Origin of the sequence: Faecalibacterium sp. 3, assembly GCF_048323735.1 — a bacterium.
In the GTDB taxonomy this organism is placed as follows: domain Bacteria; phylum Bacillota; class Clostridia; order Oscillospirales; family Ruminococcaceae; genus Faecalibacterium; species Faecalibacterium wellingii.
Genome location: NZ_JBLWFN010000001.1, coordinates 119,602 through 141,387, shown reverse-complemented (window position 1 = coordinate 141,387; position 21,786 = coordinate 119,602). Strand labels below are relative to the sequence as shown.

Annotated in this window: 20 protein-coding genes; 11 read left to right on the top strand and 9 right to left on the bottom strand. The window is 58.9% G+C overall.

The window, feature by feature from the left end:
• Nucleotides 1-5: 5 nt before the first annotated feature.
• Nucleotides 6-179, bottom strand: coding sequence for a hypothetical protein (locus ACNSPV_RS00645; protein ID WP_348584953.1), 174 nt, complete (start codon nucleotides 177-179; stop codon nucleotides 6-8).
• A 125-nt stretch (nucleotides 180-304) separates the two neighbouring features.
• Here ACNSPV_RS00645 and ACNSPV_RS00640 point away from each other — a divergent pair, with 125 nt between their 5' ends.
• The 6 genes from ACNSPV_RS00640 to ACNSPV_RS00615 all read left to right on the top strand — a co-directional run bounded on the left by ACNSPV_RS00640 (nucleotide 305) and on the right by ACNSPV_RS00615 (nucleotide 7,320).
• Nucleotides 305-1,243 (top strand): ribonuclease Z, encoded by a 939-nt coding sequence (locus ACNSPV_RS00640; protein WP_348584954.1) that lies wholly within the window; start codon nucleotides 305-307, stop codon nucleotides 1,241-1,243.
• On the top strand, nucleotides 1,240-2,559 hold the full coding sequence (locus ACNSPV_RS00635) for a tRNA nucleotidyltransferase (RefSeq protein ID WP_348584955.1): 1,320 nt from the start codon (nucleotides 1,240-1,242) through the stop codon (nucleotides 2,557-2,559). Before ACNSPV_RS00640 ends, ACNSPV_RS00635 begins: the two co-directional genes overlap by 4 nt.
• A 68-nt stretch (nucleotides 2,560-2,627) precedes the next feature.
• The gene (gene mnmA, locus ACNSPV_RS00630; protein WP_348584956.1) at nucleotides 2,628-3,731 is read left to right on the top strand and encodes a tRNA 2-thiouridine(34) synthase MnmA; all 1,104 of its coding nucleotides are present in this window, start codon (nucleotides 2,628-2,630) and stop codon (nucleotides 3,729-3,731) included.
• Nucleotides 3,732-3,741: 10 nt separating this feature from the next.
• Nucleotides 3,742-4,512 carry a tRNA threonylcarbamoyladenosine dehydratase gene (locus tag ACNSPV_RS00625; protein ID WP_348584958.1) on the top strand — a complete coding sequence of 257 codons (771 nt, stop codon included), beginning with the start codon at nucleotides 3,742-3,744 and terminating at the stop codon, nucleotides 4,510-4,512.
• A gap of 519 nt (nucleotides 4,513-5,031) precedes the next feature.
• Nucleotides 5,032-5,919: a putative manganese transporter gene (locus ACNSPV_RS00620; RefSeq protein ID WP_249237330.1), complete on the top strand. Its 888-nt coding sequence runs from the start codon at nucleotides 5,032-5,034 to the stop codon at nucleotides 5,917-5,919.
• A 375-nt stretch (nucleotides 5,920-6,294) separates the two neighbouring features.
• Nucleotides 6,295-7,320, top strand: a complete 1,026-nt coding sequence (locus ACNSPV_RS00615) for a zinc-binding alcohol dehydrogenase family protein (RefSeq protein ID WP_249237329.1) — start codon at nucleotides 6,295-6,297, stop codon at nucleotides 7,318-7,320.
• Between the two features lie 604 nt (nucleotides 7,321-7,924).
• Here the strand turns inward: ACNSPV_RS00615 and ACNSPV_RS00610 are convergent.
• From ACNSPV_RS00610 to ACNSPV_RS00575, 8 genes are all read right to left on the bottom strand, one after another.
• Entirely contained in the window at nucleotides 7,925-9,214 is a 1,290-nt protein-coding gene (locus ACNSPV_RS00610) for a TRAP transporter large permease (RefSeq protein ID WP_348584959.1), read from the bottom strand.
• 3 nt (nucleotides 9,215-9,217) lie between these two features.
• Entirely contained in the window at nucleotides 9,218-9,730 is a 513-nt protein-coding gene (locus tag ACNSPV_RS00605) for a TRAP transporter small permease (protein WP_348584960.1), read from the bottom strand.
• A 112-nt stretch (nucleotides 9,731-9,842) separates the two neighbouring features.
• Nucleotides 9,843-10,910, bottom strand: coding sequence for a TRAP transporter substrate-binding protein DctP (dctP, locus tag ACNSPV_RS00600; protein WP_348584961.1), 1,068 nt, complete (start codon nucleotides 10,908-10,910; stop codon nucleotides 9,843-9,845).
• Nucleotides 10,911-11,363: 453 nt separating this feature from the next.
• Nucleotides 11,364-12,653 (bottom strand): TRAP transporter large permease, encoded by a 1,290-nt coding sequence (locus tag ACNSPV_RS00595; RefSeq protein WP_339395804.1) that lies wholly within the window; start codon nucleotides 12,651-12,653, stop codon nucleotides 11,364-11,366.
• A gap of 16 nt (nucleotides 12,654-12,669) precedes the next feature.
• A complete protein-coding gene (locus ACNSPV_RS00590) occupies nucleotides 12,670-13,176 on the bottom strand; it encodes a TRAP transporter small permease (protein WP_249237324.1) in 507 nt (168 codons plus the stop codon).
• A gap of 33 nt (nucleotides 13,177-13,209) precedes the next feature.
• Nucleotides 13,210-14,268, bottom strand: a complete 1,059-nt coding sequence (gene dctP, locus ACNSPV_RS00585) for a TRAP transporter substrate-binding protein DctP (protein WP_348584962.1) — start codon at nucleotides 14,266-14,268, stop codon at nucleotides 13,210-13,212.
• Between the two features lie 380 nt (nucleotides 14,269-14,648).
• Nucleotides 14,649-15,380 carry an NERD domain-containing protein gene (locus tag ACNSPV_RS00580; protein WP_348584963.1) on the bottom strand — a complete coding sequence of 244 codons (732 nt, stop codon included), beginning with the start codon at nucleotides 15,378-15,380 and terminating at the stop codon, nucleotides 14,649-14,651.
• Nucleotides 15,381-15,421: 41 nt separating this feature from the next.
• Nucleotides 15,422-16,450, bottom strand: coding sequence for a zinc-binding alcohol dehydrogenase family protein (locus tag ACNSPV_RS00575; protein WP_249237321.1), 1,029 nt, complete (start codon nucleotides 16,448-16,450; stop codon nucleotides 15,422-15,424).
• 249 nt (nucleotides 16,451-16,699) lie between these two features.
• Between ACNSPV_RS00575 and ACNSPV_RS00570 the strand changes: the two genes are divergently transcribed.
• The 5 genes from ACNSPV_RS00570 to ACNSPV_RS00550 all read left to right on the top strand — a co-directional run bounded on the left by ACNSPV_RS00570 (nucleotide 16,700) and on the right by ACNSPV_RS00550 (nucleotide 21,772).
• Nucleotides 16,700-17,425, top strand: coding sequence for a GntR family transcriptional regulator (locus ACNSPV_RS00570; protein WP_249237320.1), 726 nt, complete (start codon nucleotides 16,700-16,702; stop codon nucleotides 17,423-17,425).
• Between the two features lie 273 nt (nucleotides 17,426-17,698).
• A complete protein-coding gene (locus tag ACNSPV_RS00565) occupies nucleotides 17,699-19,159 on the top strand; it encodes an NAD(P)/FAD-dependent oxidoreductase (RefSeq protein WP_348584964.1) in 1,461 nt (486 codons plus the stop codon).
• 3 nt (nucleotides 19,160-19,162) lie between these two features.
• Nucleotides 19,163-20,395, top strand: a complete 1,233-nt coding sequence (locus tag ACNSPV_RS00560; protein WP_249237318.1) for an NAD(P)/FAD-dependent oxidoreductase — start codon at nucleotides 19,163-19,165, stop codon at nucleotides 20,393-20,395.
• Entirely contained in the window at nucleotides 20,392-20,754 is a 363-nt protein-coding gene (locus tag ACNSPV_RS00555) for a DUF1667 domain-containing protein (protein WP_249237317.1), read from the top strand. The genes ACNSPV_RS00560 and ACNSPV_RS00555 overlap by 4 nt, the downstream gene beginning before the upstream one ends.
• A gap of 253 nt (nucleotides 20,755-21,007) precedes the next feature.
• A complete protein-coding gene (locus ACNSPV_RS00550; protein ID WP_348584965.1) occupies nucleotides 21,008-21,772 on the top strand; it encodes a formate dehydrogenase accessory sulfurtransferase FdhD in 765 nt (254 codons plus the stop codon).
• Nucleotides 21,773-21,786 lie beyond the last annotated feature (14 nt).

Genomic DNA, 21,786 nt, shown 5'->3' with positions numbered 1-21,786 from the left:
TTTTTTCAGGAACCACCGGGCAGAAAGATCATCGTTCCCCGGGCAGACCACGCCATCCGCTGGGCCATGCAGCCGGGCGCACCGGCCAGCAGAAACAGGGCCAGCGCGGCGAGCAGCAGCACCCATCCAAGGCCGCTGTGCGGCCTGCCGGAAAAAGGCTCCCCTTTTTTGCGTCTCATCCCGCTGCCCCCCTTTTTTTGCTGTGCTGGGCCATCCTATGCGCCGCAGGCACCGATTGTGCAACCGGCCCGGCTGTGGTACAATAAAACCTTAAGAGATACATTGTACAGGGAGAACGATCTTTATGCTTACCATCACACTGCTGGGCACCGCTGCTACCATGCCGCTGCCGGACCGGGCGCTTTCGGCTGCGTTTGCAGCCTGCGGCGGGCACGGCCTGCTCTGGGACTGCGGCGAGGGAACTCAGGCAGCGGCACACCGGGCAGGCGTGAACCTGATGCGGGCAGATGCCATCTGCCTGACCCACTACCATGGCGACCACATCTTTGGTCTGCCGGGCCTTTTGCAGACGCTGGGGGCGCAGGGTCGCACAAGGCCGCTTGCCCTGCTGGGTCCGGAGGGCCTGCCGGATATCTGGGCGGCTGTGCGGGCGCTGACCGGCCCGCTGCCCTATCCGATGAAGCCGCAGGTGCTTATGCCGGGCCAGCCGCTGGCGCTGGATGCGCTGAGCGAGGGCTGGCCTGCCGGTGCGCGGCTGGTGCCGTTTGCCACAAAGCACCGGGTAAAAAGCCTTGGCTACCGGCTGGAGCTGCCCCGTGCGGGCAAATTTTCGCCGGAGCAGGCCCGGGCGCTGGGGGTGCCGGTGCAGCAATGGAAGCTGCTGCAGAAAGGGCAGAGCGTTGCCGTGGAGGGAAGAACAGTACAGCCTGCGCAGGTGCTGGGCACCCCGCGCAGGGGGCTGAGCGTGGTGTTCTCCGGCGACACCGCCCCCTGCCCGGGCCTTTTGCAGGCGGCACAGGATGCAGACCTGCTGCTTTGCGACGCCACCTATGCGCTGCCGGAGCAGGAAGCGCAGGCCCGGCAGTGGGGCCACAGCACCTTCGGGCAGAGCGCGGCCCTTGCTGCACAGGCGGGCGCAAAACGGCTGTGGCTGACCCATTACTCCCCCATGATCACCGACCCGGAGGAGTATGCCGAACAGGCACAGGGCATCTTTCCGGCGGCAGAATGCGGCTTTGATGGCAAAAGCATCACCCTGCAGTACGAGGAGGTGCAGCCATGACCATCCGGATGGACGAGGGCGCGGCGGAGCTGCTGGACACCCTGCACAGGGCGGGCTATGCGGCCTATGTGGTGGGCGGCTGCGTGCGGGACAGCCTGCTGGGTCTTACCCCCCATGACTGGGATCTTTGCACCAGCGCCCTGCCGCAGCAGGGGATGGAGCTGTTCGGCGAAGAAAAATGCATTCCCACCGGCCTGCAGCACGGCACCGTGACTGTAAAGCAGGGCGGTGGGCTGTACGAGATCACCACCTTCCGCACCGAGGGGACTTATACCGATGGCCGCCACCCGGACGAGGTGCATTTTGTACCGGATGTGCGGGAGGATCTGGCCCGGCGGGATTTTACCATCAACGCCATGGCCTACAATGAAAAAGAGGGCCTTGTGGACCCCTTTGGCGGGCAGGCCGATCTGCAGAGCGGCATCCTGCGGGCCGTGGGTGTGCCGCACCAGCGGTTCACCGAGGACGCGCTGCGCATCCTGCGGCTGTACCGGTTCGCAGCGCGGTTTGGCTTTTCCATCGACCCGCCCACGGCGCAGGCGGCACAGGAGCTGTGCGCCCATCTGGACTGCGTATCGGTGGAGCGCATCGAGGAAGAGCTTGCAAAACTGCTGAGTGCACCCGCCCCTGCGGCATATCTTGACGAAAAAATACTCAGTGTTGTTTTGCCCGAGCTTTCACCGGAGGCACTGGCGGCGGCAAAGCCGGTGGTGGATGCCTGCCCGGCGGGGGAGCAGGCCCTGCCCGTCCGTCTGGCGGCGCTGCTGCTGAGCCTTGGCGAGGGCGGCACCCGCCGCACCCTCAGGCGCCTGCGCTGCTCCAATGCCTGTATTGAGGAAACGGCGGTGCTGGTGCGGGAAGCCAGAAGGCGTGACGGTAGCTTTCTCTTCGGACACGATTCGGGCCATTCCATCGCCCGCCCTATTGCCTTCGGCAACAGGGTCCCACCCCAGCGGACGGTCCTCAGAGAAACTACCGTCACACCCGACTTTACTATCTACGCCCGCCGACTACTGGGCAAATATAACTTGTGTACCGTGCAGCGTTTGGCAGCACTGGGCACAGCCCTGCAGCCGGAACACGCGGCTGATTTTGCTGCACTTTCCGAATTGGCCGAACAATTGGATGCGGACGGCGTGTGCTGCCGCGTCAGCCAGCTGGCTGTGAATGGCCGCGACCTGATGGCGGCAGGCGTCCCGGCGGGGCCGGGCATCCGCAAAATACTGGAAGCGCTGCTGGACGGTGTGATCCGGGAAGAATACCCCAATGAGCGGCAAGCCCTGCTGGCCGCAGTGCAGCAGCTTGCTGCGTCTTGACAAGCGCTTTTTTCAGAGTTACTATTATACTACTGTTTTAGTGTGTTGAATGCACCAAAGGAGAACTTATGACCACACAGATCCCTGATTCAAAGCCGCGTGCCCTCATTGCCATGAGCGGCGGCGTGGACAGCTCGGTGGCGGCATGGCTCATGCAGCAGGCAGGCTATGACTGCACCGGCATCACCATGCGGCTCACCCGCAACGAAACGCTGGGTCAGTCCGGCTTTCACACCTGCTGCTCGGAAAAGGACATCGAGGACGCGGCAGAGGTGGCGTTTGCCATGGATATCCCGTACGAGGTGCTGGATTTCACGGCCGACTTCCGGGAGCAGATCATTGAAAAATTCGTCCGCGTGTATGAGGCGGGCGGCACGCCGAACCCCTGCATCGATTGCAATAAATATATGAAGTTCCGCCATCTGTTGGACTGGGCCCGGGCACACGGCATGGAGTATGTGGTCACGGGCCACTATGCCCGGGTGGAGCAGGACGAGGCCACCGGCCGTTTCCTGCTCAAAAAGGGGCTGGACGAGGGCAAGGACCAGAGCTACGTGCTCTACAACCTCACCCAGGAGCAGCTGGCGCATATCCGCCTGCCGCTGGGCGGCCTGCATAAGACCGAGGTGCGCGAGATCGCGGAGCAGCACAAATTCGTCAATGCCCGCAAGCACGACAGTCAGGACATCTGCTTTGTGCCGGATGGTGACTATGCCCGCTTTATGGAGGACTTCACCGGCAAGCGCTACCCGGCAGGTGATTTTCTGGACGAAAACGGCAGGGTGGTGGGCACCCACAACGGCGCGGTGCGGTACACCATCGGCCAGCGCAAGGGGCTGGGCCTTGCCATGGGGGCACCTGTGTACGTCTGCGGCAAGGACATGCAGGCAAACACCGTCACGGTAGGGCCGGAGGAGATGCTGTTCGACCGCATCGTGTATGCGGACGAGGTGAACTGGATCGCCATTCCGGAGCTGACCGGGCCGCTGCGGGTCACAGCCCGCACCCGGTACCATCAGGTGGAGCAGGCCGCCACCGTCTACCCGGCGGAGTGCGGCTTCCGGCTGGAATTTGACCAGCCCCAGCGCGCCCCTACGCCCGGTCAGGCCGTGGTGCTGTATCAGGGCGACACGGTGCTGGGCGGCGGCACCATCACCCGCGTAGAAAAGTAAGGAGAACGAAATGCAAAATCAGTATTCCCGCACGCAGCTGCTGCTGGGCGCGGAAGCCATGGAAAAACTGCACAATTCCCACGTGGCGGTGTTCGGCATCGGCGGCGTGGGCGGCTACACGGTGGAAGCGCTGGCGCGCAGCGGTGTGGGGGCACTGGATCTGATCGATGACGATAAGGTCTGCCTGACCAACCTCAACCGCCAGATCATCGCCACCCGCAGCACGGTAGGGCAATATAAGGTAGATGTGGCTGCGCAGCGCATCCACGACATTGACCCGGATATCAAAGTGACCACCCACCGGTGCTTCTTTGGCCCGGAAACACAGGATCAGTTCGACTTTACCCAGTACGACTATGTGGTGGACGCCATCGACACCGTCACCGGCAAGCTGGCCCTGGTGATGAAGTGCAAGGAGGCGGGCACCCCCATCATCTGCTCCATGGGCGCAGGCAACAAGATGGACCCGACCCGCTTTGAAGTGACCGATATCTACAAGACCTCGGTCTGCCCGCTGGCCAAGGTGATGCGCACCGAGTGCCGCAAGCGCAGGATCAAGCACCTGAAGGTGGTCTACTCCAAGGAGCCTGCCATGACCCCCATCGAGGATGACGCCATCAGCTGCAAGAATCACTGCATCTGCCCTCCGGGCACCCAGCGCAAGTGCACCCAGCGCCGTTCGGTGCCGGGCTCCAATGCCTTTGTGCCCTCGGTGGCCGGCCTGATCATCGGCGGCGAGGTGGTAAAAGACCTTGTGGGCTTTGTGCCAATGAAGGGGTAAAACAGACCGCAGACTCCTGCTGTGTGGGACGATTTGAAATGCGCTCCGCATTGCTTTGCGCATAAGCTAAGGAAATTATATTTTTGATTTTGGGGTCCAGAAACGCCTGCGGGCGTTTCTGGACCCCATTTTCATGGGCGGGGGTCGTGGAGGAAAGGCTTGTGCTTGCGGGCAGAACGTTAACTCCGCCGCACGAATGTTTCCGCAGGAAACCAGCGCGGCAGCTTCCGCTTTCGGTTATGACTCCTCCCGTGAAAAGGCAATTCTGGAAAATCCGCAGATTTTCCAGAATTGCGAAATAAAATAATAATTCCGCTGAAAATGGTCAGAGCATCAGCAAAGACTATTTAAGATCGTGCTTTTTACGCGCTGCAGCGTTCTATAATATAAATTTGCAATCAATTTGCAATTTGGTATTGCAATTGGAGAGAATATCGTGTATAATCATCCCTGTTCGAAAATGCAAATTGGTTGCAATTTGTTATGATAAAGCAATTTACTGCTGCGTTTGGAGTGTATATGGAACTGTTTCTGGATGTTCTGGGCGAGTCTTTGGTGGATACCGCCAAGATGCTGCCCTTCCTGTTTCTGGCTTATCTTCTGATCGAATACATTGAGACCCGCCATGGCGAGCGCATCGAAGCGCTGCTGGCCGGAGGCGGCCGCTGGGGCGCGATTCCGGGCGCGGTGCTGGGCTGTGTGCCGCAGTGCGGCTTTTCGGCCATTGCGTCCAACTTCTATTCCTCCCGCGTCATCACGCTGGGCACCCTGATGGCGGTTTACCTTGCTACCAGTGACGAAGCCATCCCGCTGCTGGTATCCATGCCGGCTTATTGGGACAAGCTGGCGGTGCTCATGGTCATCAAGGTGGTGTACGCCATTGCGGTGGGCTTTGCGCTGGACTTTGTCCTGCGCGGTGTGCTGCCCAAAAGCCTGCGCGGCGGCTACACCGGCCACGCGGATGAAGTGGACTGCCACGAGGAGCACAGCGACGAAGCCGGAAATGCACAGCCCATCTGGAAGGCAGCCCTGCGCCACACGCTGGAGATCTTCGTGTTCATTTTTGCGTTCAGTCTGGTGTTCGGCCTGATCGTCGAGGGCGTGGGCGAGGACGTCTTTGCCAGCGTTCTGGGCAGCATGGGCTTCTTCCAGCCGGTGGTGGCTGCGCTGGTGGGCCTGATCCCCAACTGCGCCGCCAGCGTGCTGCTGACCCAGCTGTATGTGGAGGGCGCCCTGCGCTTTTCCAGTCTGGTGGCGGGCCTGTGCACCGGTGCAGGCGTGGGTCTGGCGGTGCTGTGGCGCACCAACCCTTCCTGGAAGCAGAACCTCTTCATCACCGGCCTGACCTGGGGCGCAGGTGCCTTTCTGGGCGTGGCGATGCAGGTGGTCGTGGCCGTGTTTGCATAACGACCGGAACGGGCTGCCGCATCCGGTTTGACTGTATCCTTTTTAATATCTTCCTGTTGTTGAGAACAAAAAAACGGGCTGTTGCTCCGGGTCTCGCCCCCTGTGCAATGGCCCGTTTCATTTTTTACTGAATTTTAGCCATTGTGATATGTTACATGTTTTTGCCGGGGCTTCATTAAAATATGAAATAAAGCCGCTGTACAGGTCTTTTTTTGCGAAAAAGGAAAAATACTTTCTTTTTTCAAAAAGCAATTTACTTTTTGACCCATCTGTGGTAATATGTTAGTATCAGCACGGCCCGGAGCCATCCGCCCACCGTGCAGAAAGATCATCAAAATCTTTAAGACCGTTATCAGATTTTAGGAGGAAGATTTTATGAAGGGCGTTCAGATCGTTGAACCGAATAAACTGCAGATCGTTGATCTCGAGAAGCCTCAGATCGACAAGGAAAACAATGTTCTGGTCCGCATGGTTGCTGCCGGTATCTGCGGCTCCGACGTGGGCATCTACCATGGCACCAATGCCGCTGCCACCTATCCCCGCATCATCGGCCACGAGAATGTGGGCATCGTTGAGGAGATCGGCGAGGGCGTGACCCGCGTGAAGGTGGGCGACCGCGTCATCATCGATCAGGTCACCGCCTGCGGCCACTGCTACGCCTGCCGCAAGGGCCGTCCCAACGTCTGCGGCAACCTGAAGGTGCGCGGTGTGCACATCGACGGCGGCTACCGCGAGTACATGGCTGTGCCGGACCGCGACTGCTATCTGGTGCCTGAGATCCTGAGCGACGAAGAGGCGGTCATGATCGAGCCCACCACCATTGCTGTGCAGTGCTGCAGCCGTGCTGAGCTGGAGAGCGAGGACACCGTCATGATCATCGGCAGCGGCGCTCTGGGCAGCTCCATCCTGCGCATCGTCAAGCTGTACAACCCCAAGGCCATCATCGTCACCGATATCGACGACGCCAAGCTGGAAGAGGCCAAGAAGAACGGCGCGACCTACACCATCAACAGCCTGAAGGAGGACGTTCCCGCCAAGGCTCACGAGCTGACCGAGGGCTACGGCCCCACCGTGACCATCGATGCCGCCTGCGTCAAGGGCAGCCTGCTGACCGCTCTGCAGGCCACCGGCAACGCCGGCCGCGTCATCACCATGGGCTTCTCCGTGGCTCCCACCGAGGTCAACCAGTTCGTCATTACTTCCAAGGAGCTGGACGTTCGCGGCAGCCGCCTGCAGAACCGCAAGTTCCAGGATGTCATCGATCTGGTCAACGAGGGCAAGGTGGATCTGCGCGGCAGCATCTCCCACACTTGGAACTTCGAGGATGCACAGGCAGCCTTCGACTTCGTGGACAGCCGCGATCCTTCCTACCGCAAGGGCGTTCTGACCTTCAAGAAGTAAGAACCCTTCACCGAGGCGCTTCCGCGCTCTGAGGGCGCTGTGCGCCGGTTTCAGCGCACATTGTAAGATATAAATAAAACTGGCAGGGTGTGTCCTTCGGGGCGCACCCTGCTTTTGTCTGGCCGTTTTTTGTTCGGAGATGGCGGGCATTGCGGAATGACAAAGAACTTGCCATTGCGAAAAATGCACTTTATGGCACAGCGCGTTAGAGCGGCGGGGCAGGCAATGCAGCGGAAGGACGACTGCTCGCGGCCCCTTGCACAGGGGCTTTGCGGGGGCATTCTGCATGATGTTCAGGACTTCCTCAGGACGCCGGTTCAGCCGGCAGTCCTGAGCGCAGCAGGCTTCTATGATCTTTGCACAGAGAACTCCTGCTGCTCCGGATGCCGACCGGCGAAGAGGCCGGAGCGGGACAGCCTATCTATGACAGGCCGGCATGGGGCGGAATGACCGTTCCCATCCCAGCGGGGCGGCACGAAGGCTGTATGTTGCAAAAAAAGAGATAGGCGGCCCCTTTCGGGAACGCCTATCTCTTTTTGGGGCTGTTTGCAGCAGCCCTTTTTTGACGAAGTAAAAGAGTTTCTTGGAAAGACTAGGGAAAGGATCAGCCCATGACCAGATTTGCCACGCCAACGGTGAGGAAGGGCACATAGGTGACCAGGAACAGAACGCCGAAGTTGACGATCAGCAGCGGGACCAGAGCCTTCACGCTGTCGGACAGGGTGCACTTGCCGTAGCGGGAGCCGATGTTGGTAGCAGCGAACAGGCAGACACCGACGGGAGGAGTGCACAGGCCCAGAACCAGGTTCATGACCACGATGATACCGAACTGGATGGGATCAACGCCCACGGCGGTAGCCACAGCCAGCAGGGTCGGGAACAGGATCAGGATAGCGGCGATGGTCTCCATGAACATGCCGACGAAGATCAGGAAGAGGTTGATGAGCAGCAGGATCAGATACTTGTTGGAGGTCAGGCGCAGCATTGCGTCAGCGATCATGCTGGGGATGTGCTCCTTGGTCAGGATGAAGGCGAACACGTTTGCAAAGGCCACCAGAGCCATGATAGCGGAAGCGGAGGAAACGGTATCCTTCAGGCAGGAGTACATCTCCTTGGGGCCCATCTTGCGGTAGATGAACACTGCCACGAACAGGCCGTAGACCACGCAGATGATGGAAGCCTCGGTGGGGGTGACGATGCCGCCCATGATGCCGAACAGGATGATGGCCACCATGATCAGCGCCCAGATAGCCTCTTTCGTTGCATGCAGGACGTGAGCCAGGCTTGCGCGCTTATCGCGCTTGGGGTAGTGGCGCTTGACCGACAGGATGTAGCAGGTAGCGCACATGCCGAGGCCCAGCAGCAGGCCGGGGACGATGCCGGCCATGAACATCTTGGAGACGGACAGGCCGGTCATGGTGGCAGCCATGATCATGGGAACAGACGGGGGAATGATGGGGCCAAGGCAGGAGGAAGCGGCAGTGATGGCGACCGAGAAGGGCACGTCATAGCCCTGATTGACCATCATGGGGATCTCAACGCCGCCCAAAGCGACGGTATCGGACAGAGCCGTGCCGGAGATGCCGGCAAAGACCATGGAGGCCAGAACATTTGCATAAGCCAGACCGCCGGTGATGTGGCCGACCAGTGCGTCTGCAAAGTCCAGCAGCTTCTCAGAAATGCCGCCCTGATTCATCAGGTTGCCGGCAAAGGTGAAGCCGGGGATGCACAGCAGGGTGAAGGAGTCCAGACCCTTGAAGAAATACTGTGCAAAGTTGATCATCTGGATGTGGGAACCCAGCATGTAGGCTACGGATGCGAGACCCAGACTGAACGCCACGGGCACGCCGATGGCCAGCGCGACGAGGAAAACGATAAACAGAACTGCAACCATTGCTTAGTCCTCCTTTTCAGCGGTATCGTTCCAGCTCAGCGCAGTGCGGACGATGTCCAGCAGGTAGCTGACAGGCAGGATGATGAAGGTGAGGAACTGGGAGAAGTAGATATACTTCATGGAGATGTTGGTGGCGGTGGAGTTCATCGCAAAGGCGGGGAAGCAGTACTTCGGCTCGGCCATCACCAGAATAATCAGGCACATGGCAAGGATGATGACCTCGATGACAAGGTTCAGCACCTTCAGCGCCTTGGGACTCTTCTTTTTCAAAAAGTCGCCCATGAACTCAACGTTGACAAACTCATGCTTCAAAGCAGCCAGACCAACGCCGAAGGCCACCATGTAGATGAAGGAATAACGGGCCAGCTCCTCGGTCCAGGAGGGAGCATTGGGCAGGAAGTTGCGGCTGATGACCTGCACCAGAACGCAGAAGCAGAAACCGATGTAGAAAACGGAGCTCAGCGCATACAGCACTTCCATGTAGCCCTTGATGAACTTATTCAGGCTTTTTTTCATAAAAGATTCGACCTCTCTTTCCTTGAGGGTGGTATGGACGATAAAGAAGGGGCAGACTGCAAGTTTTGTCAGCCTGCCCCGTTGGAACAACTTAACTTATATCGTCAGTCGATCAGGCCAGAGCTTCGATAGCGTCGTAGATCTTCTTCTGGCTGTCGGTCAGGATGGGCAGCACGCCGCCGACCATTGCATCAGCAAACTCCTGAGTATCGACCTCGATGAACTCCATGCCCTGCTCCTGCAGCTGGTTGTAGTACTTTTCCTCGTTGTCCAGGAACAGCTCGTGCTCGTATGCCTGGCACTCGGCACCGGCCTGATCCACAACGGCCTTCTGGCTGTCGGACAGACGATTGTACTGGGCCAGACCCATTGCGATGTAGACCCATGCACGCAGGTGAGCGGTCAGGATCAGGTAGGGGCAGACCTCGTAGAAGCTCTGGGTCTCGATCATGGCCAGCGGGTTCTCCTGAGCCTCGATGGTGCCCTGCTGCAGAGAGGTAAAGACCTCAGACAGTGCCATGGGGGTGGGCTTTGCGCCCAGAGCCTGGAAGGCGGCCACAGTCATAGCGGACTGGGGGGTGCGGATGACCAGATTGTTGCAGTCGGCAACGCTGGTGATCTTCTTGGTGGAGGTGATGTAGCGGGGACCACGGGTGAAGTAGCCCAGGCACTTCATGCCGCAGGCCTCCATCAGGCCCTCGAACTCCTGACCGACTTCACCGGTCAGAACCTTCTCCATCTGCTCGTCGCTCTGGATCAGGTACGGCATGCCGATCATGCCCAGATCGGGCTGATAGGTCTGCATGGACTCGCCGGTGAAGGTGATGTCCACCGTGCCGCTGTCGGACAGGATGCCCTGGATCATATCAACCTCGGGGCCCAGCTGGCTGTTGGGGAACACGTCCACTTCGATGGTACCGTTGGAGTTGGCTTCGCAGTACTCCTTGAACTTCAGAGCGCCCTGATGCCAGGAGTCGCTCTCGTCGTTGATGTGGCCGATGTTGATCACGACCTTATCACCGGTGACCTCGCCGCCTGCAGCAGTGGAAGCAGATGCAGCGGTGGAGGTGGAAGCAGCAGTGCTGGAGGAGCTGCCGCCGCAGGCTGCCAGACCCATGGCCAGTGCAGAGACACCTGCAACCTTCATGAAGTTACGACGAGTGATCTTGTGGATACGCATAAAATTCTCTCCTTTTACTTCGTATGACCTTTTCCGGTTATCACGTCCGAACAGCAGGTTCGTGCTTCTGCGGTTCGGTTTTCCTGCAAATATACTAACATATCAGCTGAGGAATGTCCAGTAAAAAAGCAAAGTTTCTTTGCCAAATTCTTAGCCAAATCTTTGTGCGAAATGTAAAAAATTTGAAGCTTGTTGGATACAACAGACGAAACTTTTCTCCGGCAGAGGTGAAAATTACAAATAAATTACAATAAAAATCCTTTCTTTCGCAACGATCCTGTGCGGTGACCGACAAAGGTTGGAAAACACCTGATGATATGTTACACAATTCTTTGACAATGCCAGCGTATGGAAAGGACTGCAAAACCGGGTGCGGAAAGCGCAGCGACAAAAAATGGCTCCCTCCGCAAAAGCGGAAGGAGCCGTAAGAAGAAAGAGAAGAAGGAAAGCTTATCAGCCCATGACCAGATTTGCCACGCCAACGGTGAGGAAGGGCACATAGGTGACCAGGAACAGAACGCCGAAGTTGACGATCAGCAGCGGGACCAGAGCCTTCACGCTGTCGGACAGGGTGCACTTGCCATAGCGGGCACCGATGTTGGTAGCGGCGAACAGGCAGACACCGACGGGAGGAGTGCACAGGCCCAGAACCAGGTTCATGACCACGATGATGCCGAAATGGATGGGATCGACGCCCACGGCGGTAGCCACAGCCAGCAGGGTCGGGAACAGGATCAGGATGGCGGCAATGGTCTCCATGAACATGCCGACGAAGATCAGGAAGAGGTTGATGAGCAGCAGGATCAGGTACTTGTTGGTGGTCAGGTGCAGCATTGCGTCAGCGATCATGCTGGGGATGTGCTCCTTGGTCAGGATGAAAGCGAACACGTTTGCAAAGGCCACCAGAGCCATGATAGCGGAAGCGGAGGAAACGGTATCCTTCAGGCAGGAGTACATCTCCTTGGGGCCCATCTTGCGGTAGATGAACACCGACACGAACAGGCCGTAGACCACGCAGATGATGGAAGCCTCGGTGGGGGTGACGATGCCGCCCATGATGCCGAACAGGATGATGCCCACCATGATCAGTGCCCAGATGGCCTCCTTGGTCGCATGCCAGATATGGCTCCATTTAGGCGGGGTATTACGCTTGGGGTAGTGGCGCTTGACCGACAGGATGTAGCAGGTGGCGCACATGCCGAAGCCCAGCAGCAGGCCGGGGACGATGCCGGCCATGAACATTTTGGAGACGGACAGGCCGGTCATGGTAGCGGCCATGATCATGGGAACAGACGGGGGAATGATGGGGCCAAGGCAGGAGGAAGCGGCAGTGATGGCGACCGAGAAGGGCACGTCATAGCCCTGATTGACCATCATGGGGATCTCAACGCCGCCCAGTGCGACGGTGTCGGACAGAGCCGTGCCGGAGATGCCGGCAAAGACCATGGAGGCCAGAACGTTTGCATAAGCCAGACCGCCGGTGACGTGGCCGACCAGTGCGTCTGCAAAGTCCAGCAGCTTATCCGAGATGCCGCCCTGATTCATCAGGTTGCCGGCAAAGGTAAAGCCGGGGATGCACAGCAGGGTGAAGGAGTCCAGACCCTTGAAGAAATACTGTGCAAAGTTGATCATCTGGATGTGAGCACCCAGCATGTAGGCCACGGATGCGAGGCCCAGACTGAACGCCACGGGCACGCCGATGGCCAGCGCGACGAGGAAAACAATAAACAGAACTGCAACCATTGCGTTTCGACCTCCTTTATGCAGCAGGCTTCTCGGTCCAGCCGACCAGAGTGCGGACGATGTCCAGCAGGTAGCTGACGGGCAGGATGATGAAGGTGAGGAACTGGGAGAAGTAGATGTACTTCATGGAGATGTTGGTGGCGGTGGAGTTCATCGCAAAGGTGGGGAAGCAGTACTTCGGCTCGGCCATCACCAGAATGACCAGACACATGGCAAGGATGATGACCTCGATGACGAGGTTCAGCACATCCAGCGCCTTCTGATTCTTTGACTTGAGGAAATCGCCGAGGAACTCAACATTGACGAACTCGTGCTTCAGGGCCGCCAGACCAACGCCGAAGGCCACCATATAAATAAAGGAATAACGGGCCAGCTCCTCAGTCCAGGAGGGGGCATTGGGCAGGAAGTTGCGGCTGATGACCTGCACCAGAACGCAGAAGCAGAAGCCTGCGTAGAAGACGGAACTCAAAGCGTACAAGATCTCCATGTAGACCTTGATGAATTTATCCAAGCCTTTCTTCATGATCTCAACCTCTTTTCAGGATTCACAGCTGCATCAGGCCAGCGCTTCGATAGCGTCGTAGATCTTCTTCTGGCTGTCGGTCAGGATGGGCAGCACGCCGTCGATCATTGCCTTGGCGAACGCATCGGTATCGACCTCAATGAACTCCATGCCCTGCTCCTGCAGCTGGTTGTAGTACTTTTCCTCGTTGTCCAGGAACAGCTCGTGCTCGTATGCCTGGCACTCGGCACCAGCCTGATCCACAACGGCCTTCTGGCTGTCGGACAGGCGATTGTACTGGGCCAGACCCATTGCGATGTAGACCCATGCACGCAGGTGAGCGGTCAGGATCAGGTAGGGGCAGACCTCATAGAAGCTCTGGGTCTCGATCATGGCCAGCGGGTTCTCCTGAGCCTCGATGGTGCCCTGCTGCAGAGAGGTAAAGACCTCAGACAGTGCCATGGGGGTGGGCTTTGCACCCAGAGCTTGGAAAGCGGCCACGGTCATAGCGGACTGGGGGGTGCGGATGACCAGATTGTTGCAGTCGGCAACGCTGGTGATCTTCTTGGTGGAGGTGATGTAGCGGGGACCACGGGTGAAGTAGCCCAGGCACTTCATGCCGCAGGCCTCCATCAGGCCCTCGAACTCCTGACCGACTTCACCGGTCAGAACCTTCTCCATCTGCTCGTCGCTCTGGATCAGGTACGGCATGCCGATCATGCCCAGATCGGGCTGATAGGTCTGCATGGACTCGCCGGTAAAGGTGATGTCCACCGTGCCGCTGTCGGACAGGATGCCCTGGATCATATCGACCTCGGGACCCAGCTGGCTGTTGGGGAACACGTCCACTTCGATGGTACCGTTGGAGTTGGCTTCGCAGTACTCCTTGAACTTCAGAGCGCCCTGATGCCAGGAGTCGCTCTCGTCGTTGATGTGGCCGATGTTGATCACGACCTTATCACCGGTGACCTCGCCGCCTGCAGCGGAGCCTGCGGTGGAGGTGGAAGCAGCAGTGCTGGAGGAACTGCCGCCGCAGGCTGCCAGACCCATGGCCAGTGCAGAGACACCTGCAACCTTCATGAAGTTACGACGAGTGATCTTGTGGATACGCATAAGAAAATCTCTCCTTTTCATTTGTTTTCATGCCTGCGGTCAGGGTGGAACGCCGCTGCGCCGGTTCGTGCAGCCGTGCGCCGCGTTCCGTCTGCGGCATGTTTCCCTTGACGATATACTAACATATCAGCTTGACAGGAACAATACAAAACGGCGCTTCTTATCTGAATCTTTACCAGCCGTTCCCTAAAGAAAAGCTGTGCTTTATGTTGTATACTAGCCTGAAAAAATGGAGAAATGGAGCATAAAAACCAGAAAAAACAAAAACAGACAGCCCGGTACAGGAGGACCATACCGGGCTGTCTGTTTAAAAATCCCAGAGAATGCATCCGCAGCGTTCCGCTGTGCCGGAAGGCTGCTGGTAACATTTCAGACGCAGATCATTTCTTTTTCTTCTTGTTTTTTTCGGACTTGTATACCGTTACAAGGCTCTTCAGCTTCACGCCGGTCTCGTGGGTGTCCTCCACCGGGCCGGAATGGAAGCGCTCCTGCTCCAGATAGGCGATCATGCCGTCGCGGTCAAAGCACTTCTGGGCAGAGACGCCGGTCAGCCGGGCTTCCTTGCTGGTGAACACGGCGATCACCTCCACCGGGATGCCGCTCAGCCCGGCCCTGTCCATGGCGCGGCGCAGCAGCACCTGCTGCTTTTCGCTGGTGGTGACAGGGTTCGGGATGCGGTTGTCCGTGTGGTTGATGTGCTGACGCCACTGGTCGTTCGGCTGGTCGCCGGGACGGATCTCACCGGCAAAACCGAAGCAGTTCAGGCCCACCACGCCGCCCGGGGTGACCACCAGCGCCAGCGTGGTGGTCAGCTGGCCGCCTTCCTGAATGGTGCCGGGGTACACCAGCGTATAGTGCTGGCGCTTGGTAAAGGTGATGAGCTGCGAGACGATCGCGGTCAGCTCGCCCTGCATACTGTTGTTCACATGCCGTTCCGGCTTTTTTTCCGGCTCGACCTCAAGCCCCAGCGGGCCGCGCTTTTTTTTGCGGTGCAGCGGGGCCATCAGGGCCTGCGTAAAGCTTTTGGTGCCGTTGCGCGCAGCCACCATGGGCAGGATCAGCAGAAGGATCAGGGCCAGAACGACCACAACAAGAATATTCCATGCGTCCAAAACAGTACTCTCCTTATAACTTCAATGTAGTGGGGAGCCGTTTACTCCATCGTGACAACGACCTTCATGTAGCTGCCGGGGTTCTTCTCGATGTCGATGATAGTCTCAGGCACCTCTTCCAGCTTGACGGTCTTGGTGAGCAGCTTGAGCATATCCACCTTCTTGGTGGCGATCAGCTCCAGAGCCTCGGGGAACTCGCCGGCGCTGGTGCGGGCACCGCGCAGGTCGATCTCCTTGCGGGTGATGGTGTCGGTGGGCAGGCTGGTCTCCTTCTTGGGCCAGCCGGTGAAGGTGATGCGGCCTGCATGGCTCACAAGGTCCAGCGTGCTGCGGATGGCGGGGTTTGCGCCGGAGCACTCCATGACCTGCTGTGCGCCCTCGCCGCCGGTGATCTCGTGGACACGGGCATTGGCATCCTCCTTGCCGGAGTTGATGGTGTACTCCACGCCCAGAGACTTTGCAAAGTCCAGACGCTCCTGCACCAGATCCAGCAGGATGGCGTGTGCGCCGTAGGCCTGTGCCACCATGGCAGCAGCCAGACCGATGGGGCCTGCACCGATGATGGCGCAGTATTCGCCTGCCTTCAGGCCGCCGCGGTGGATGCCGTGCAGGCTGATGGTCAGGGGCTCGGCCATGGCAGCCTGCACCCAGCTCATGCCATCGGGGATCTTGACGAGCATATCAGCCGGGTGGCAGAAGTACTCGGCCATGCCGCCCTCAACGTGCACACCCAGAACGTGCAGATCGTCGCAGCAGTTGGTGCGGCCGATGGAGCAGGGATAGCAGTGGCCGCAGTACAGGTACGGGTCCACGACCACGCGGTCGCCCACCTTGATGCCGTTCTTGTTGTTCTCCGGGATGGAGACGACCACACCGGCCAGCTCGTGGCCGATGACGCGGGGGTAGCTCACCAGACCATTGGTGCCGCGGAACGCGCCGATGTCGCTGCCGCAGATACCGGCTGCCATGATCTTGATGAGGGCCTCACCGGGCTTGGGTTCCGGCATGGGGATCTTGACGCAGGAGACCTGCCAGGGTTCTGCAAAGCGGATCGCATTGATTTCAGACATGTGATTGACCTCCTATAGCCAACTGATATGTTACTTGTTGAGCATATTATAACGCCTTTGGGGCAGAAATGCAACTTGTTTTACAGTTTTTTATCCGCAATTTCAGGATTTTAGTTGCTTTTTAGCAAAAAGGCTTTTGACAAGTGATATGTTATGCCTTATAATAGAGGAAACAATATCTTAGAAGCAACAAACCTTGACCCAGCGCTTTCCTGCCGGAGAGCAAACTATTGTAAGGGGAAATTACCAATGAAAGATGACAAGTCCCGCATCCTGCCGCTGCTGATGGACCCTCGCCAGCCGGACGAGAACAACCGGGCCTACGCCTACCGCATCCTGCGCAAGAATATCATGAACATCCAGCTGCAGCCCGGCTGCCAGCTGAGCGAGGCGGAGCTGAGCGAGCATCTGGTCATGAGCCGCACGCCCATCCACGAAGCACTGATGATGCTCAAGGGCGAATGGCTGGTGGATGTGCTGCCTCAGCGCGGCAGCATCGTCTCCAAGATCTCGATCCAGTACATCAACGAGGGCTATGCCATGCGCAAGATGCTGGAACCCGCTTTGCTGCGCAGCCTGTCCGGCCACCTGAATCAGGCGCAGCTCAGCGAGCTGCACGGTCTGCTGGAACAGCAGGATGGCTCCGCCTGCATCAGCCACGATGTGCTGGGCGATTACTTCATCACGCTGGACAACGAGTTCCATAAGCGCCTGTATACCTATGCCGGTTATGACCGCATCTGGCAGGCCATGCACAACGTTACTACCCACATGGATCGTGTGCGCTATCTGGACACCGCTCTGTGCCAGATGGATATGGAGACCTTCCGCGAGGAGCATGAGCAGCTGTATAAATATCTGATGGTGGGCCTGCCCAAGGATGTGGATGTGGACGCATTCTTTGAGCATCATCTGGGCGCCTACCGGGAACACTTCCAGAGCCTGCTGGACCGCTTCCCGGATTTCTTCATCTGAGAAGCTGTTTTTGTGAGCAGGGCCGCTTCCGTGAATGGAAGGATGCGGAGGCCCTGCCTGCATTCGGGAGCCCCTTTTCCCTTGGCATTTCAAGCGGTTCCCGCCGAATTTCCAGAAGCTCTGTCGTTTTTACCAAAGGACAGAGCTTCTTTTTGTTTATGTTTTTTGCGGAAAGTGCTTGACAGAAGTCACGGGATGTTATATATTTGAAACGATGAAACATATAACACAACGCCGGTTTCCCATACCAGAAAAAGGAGAAAGGTGGATACCATGAAAAAACAATACGATGTGGTCATCATCGGTGCGGGCGTCGTGGGCAGTGCCATTGCGCGCGAGCTGTCCCGCTACAAGCTGAGCATTGCAGTGCTGGAGAAGAATCTGGACGTCTGCAACGAGACCAGCGGCCGCAACTCTGCGGTGGTGCACGGCGGTTTTGCCAACCCCACCGGCAGCCTGAAGGCAAAATGCTGCGTGGAAGGCAACAGGATCATGGACCAGCTGGCCGAGGAGCTGAACTTCCCGTTCAAGCGCTGCGGCAAGGTGCTGGTGGGCAACACCCCCGAGGACATGGAGCAGCTGGAGCGCACCATGAAGCAGGGCGCTGTCAACGGCTGCACTGGTCTGGAGATGATCGACGAAGCAAAGCTGCATGAGCTGGTGCCCGCCGTGGTGGGCAAGTTTGCCATGTGGTCCAAGAACAGCGGCATCATGGACCCGTTCCTGTATACGGTGGCTCTGGCCGAGAACGCACATGCCAACGGCGTGGATTTCTTCTTTGACCACAAGGTCACGGCCATCACCCGCGAAAACGAGCTGTACTACCTGCACACCGAGCACGGCGATGTCTGCACCCGCTGGGTGGTCAACGCCGCAGGCTTGGGCGCAAAGCAGATCTCCGACCTGCTGGGCCTGACCGGCTACCGTGTCATCGGCTCCCGCAGCAACTACATCATCCTGCACAAGCGCATGGGCAAGCTGCTGCCCATGCCGGTGTACCCGGTGCCCAGCAACACCTATATGGGCATCCACATCACCCCCACCGTGGACGGCAACGTCACCGTGGGCCCGGATGCCGAGAACACCGATGTGCTGGACGATTACAGCGTGCCGCAGGCCAACATGGACAGTCTGGCCGTGGAGGGCGCAAAGCTGTGGCCCCACATCTTTAAAAAGGATCAGATCCGCACCTTCGCCGGCATCCAGCCCAAGTGGGTGGATGAGAACGGAGCCATTCAGGACTGGAAGGTGGAGATCCGGGACGACGTGGCACCCAATGCCGTCAACCTCGTGGGCATCGAGTCCCCGGGCCTGACCGGCAGCGTGCCGCTGGCCCGCTACGTCATCGGCCTGATGCTGGAGCACGAGAAGTTCGAGGCAAACCCCGGCTTCGACCCGCACCACAAGGGCATCGTCAAGTTTGCAGAGTGCACTCCGGAGCAGCAGGCAGAGCTCATCGCACAGAACCCCGATTACGGCGAGATGATCTGCAGCTGTGAGGAAGTGACCAAGGCGGAGATCCTGCAGGCCATCCATAACCCGCTGGGCGTCTCCACCATGACTGGCATCAAGTACCGCACCCGCGCCATGATGGGCGGCTGTCAGGGCGGCTTCTGCCAGATGAAGATCGAGAACTTCATCGAGCAGGAGCTGGGCACCGAGCCGGAGGATGTTCGTTACAGCCGTCAGGGCTCCTGGGTCCTGACCGGAACCATGCGGAAGGAGGAGAACTGAGCGATGGAACAGAAGGACGTTGTGATTATCGGCGGCGGCCCCGCAGGTCTTGCCGCAGCGGTGGAACTGCACAAGCAGGGCATCCGCAACATGATCATTCTGGAGCGCGAGGCGATGCTGGGCGGCATCCTGCGCCAGTGCATCCATGATGGCTTTGGTCTGGGCCGCTTCGGCGAGAGCCTGTCCGGCCCCGAGTATGCACAGGCTTTCATTGATGAGGTAAACAAGCGTGAGATCCCCTACGAGACCAGCGCCACGGTGCTGAGTCTGACGGCGGATCGTGTCGTCACCGCCTCCACCCGCAGCGGCCTGCGCCAGTATCAGGCAAAGGCTGTGGTGCTTGCCATGGGCTGCAAGGAGCGCAGCCGCGGCGCACTGGGCATTCCCGGCGAGCGTCCGGCGGGCGTGTTCACTGCAGGCACCGCGCAGGCTTACATGAACCTCTACAACCGGATGCCCGGCAAGGAGGTCATCATCCTCGGTTCCGGCGATATCGGCATGATCATGGCCCGCCGCATGACGCTGGAAGGCGCTCATGTGCAAGCAGTGTTCGAGCTGATGCCCTACCCCTCCGGCCTGCCGCGCAACATCGTGCAGTGTCTGGATGACTACAATATCCCGCTCTATCTCAGCCACACCGTCACCGAGATCCATGGCCGCAATCGTCTGACCGGCGTGACCATCTCCGAGGTGGACGCGAACCGTCGGCCCATCCCCGGCACCGAGAAGGAGTACAAGTGTGATACGCTGATCCTCTCCGTCGGCCTGATCCCGGAGAACAAGCTGCTGGAGGATGCCGGCATCGCCATTGACCCCCACACCAACGGTGCCTTCGTGGACGAGAACCTGCAGACCAACGTGCCCGGCGTGTTCTCTGCCGGCAACGTGCTGCATGTGCATGATCTGGTGGACTTCGTTTCCATGGAGTCCGAAGCACTGGCACGCCACGCTGCCGCCTACGTTGAGGGCAAGGGCATCGACCCCTGCACGCTGGACGTGAAGTGCGGCGAGGGCGTGGGCCACACCATCCCGCAGAAGGTCAGCGGCAAGAACGACTTCAGCCTGTCGCTGCGTGTGCGGAACCACTACCGTGACTGCCGCATCGTGGTGCGCCAGAACGGTGTGGAAGTTGCTGCCAAGAAGATGAAGAAAGCCATTCCTGCGGAGATGATCCAGTTCAAGGTCTCTGCTGCCAAGCTGCAGGAGGAAGGCGCACTGGAGGTGTCGGTGGAATGAAAAAGCAATTTACCTGTATCGTCTGCCCCAACGGCTGCGAGATCGAAGCCGAAGTTGAAAATGGTCAGGTGATCTCGGTCACCGGCCACACCTGCCCCCGCGGCGAACAGTATGTCCGTCAGGAGCTGACTGCGCCCCGCCGCACCATCGCCAGCTCGGTGCTGGTCAAGGGCGGCGAGCTGCCTGTCACCAGCGTCCGCCTGACCCGGGCTATCCCCAAGGATATGATCTTCCCGGTGATGGACGAGATCCGCAAGGTGGTGCTGACTGCCCCCGTCAAGGCAGGCACCATCGTTCTGCACAACGTCTGCGGACTGGACAGTGACGTGATGGTCACCAAGAATGTTGCCGCAAAGTAAATCATCTGCATCGTTCTCCATGATATAAAGGAAAGCACCCGCTGCCCGGTCTGAAAATGCCCGGCGGCGGGTGCTTTTTCATGCAAACAGAAGGGGACGCCTGCCCTGCCCAAAAGGGTCCCGAAATAACCTTTTTGCCCTGAAATGCAGCGGACAGTCTTTTCTCGTGCGGGATCCTCTGCTATACTTATATTGTATTGGTGCGGGAACGAAATGCTTCTGAGACCCGGCACACAGGGAAGGAAATGGACTTATGCAGATCAACGACCTTTTTGGCAGGGCAGCTGCCTTTGAAACGGCGCGTCTGCCGGATGGCACCGCAGCGGTGCTTCCGGCAGAGCATGCCGCCGCGCTTTATGTCAATGAGCAGCCGGCCTTCCGGGTGGTGTGCACGCCGGAGCTGCTGCCGCAGCTGGCACTGGGGCGGCTGCTGACCGAAGGCTGGATCACTTCGGCACAGGAGGTAGAGCAGACCACGGTCTGTGCCGAGGGGCTGAAGGTGAACGTCTACCTGAACCATCGGCTGACGGCCCGCAGTGCAGCGGCGCAGGCGGTGTCCAGCTGCTGTACGGATAATGTCACGCTGAGCAGTCCGGTGGAGCTGCCGCCGCTGCGCACGGTGCCGCAGATGGAGCTGCAGCCGGAATGGCTGGACACGCTTGCCGCCGCCATGAGCGCCGGTCTGCCGCTGTACCGCGCCACCCGCGCTGTGCACAGCTGCTTTGTGCTGCGGCAGGGAACCATCCTTTTTGCCTGCGAGGACATTGGTCGGCACAACGCGCTGGATAAGGCTGTGGGCGAGATGCTGCTGCAGGGCGTCCCGCTGGCAGAATGCGTGCTTTATACCAGCGGCCGGGTGCCCGTGGACATGGTGCGCAAGGCCATCCGGGCGGGCGTTCCGGCACTGGTGAGCAAGAGCATGCCCACGATCCAATCGCTGGAACTGGCGCAGGAATACGGCCTGCAGCTGGTGTGCGGCAGGAAACATCCGCTAACTTTAGCAGAATGTGTAAAATGATGGTGACAAAATAG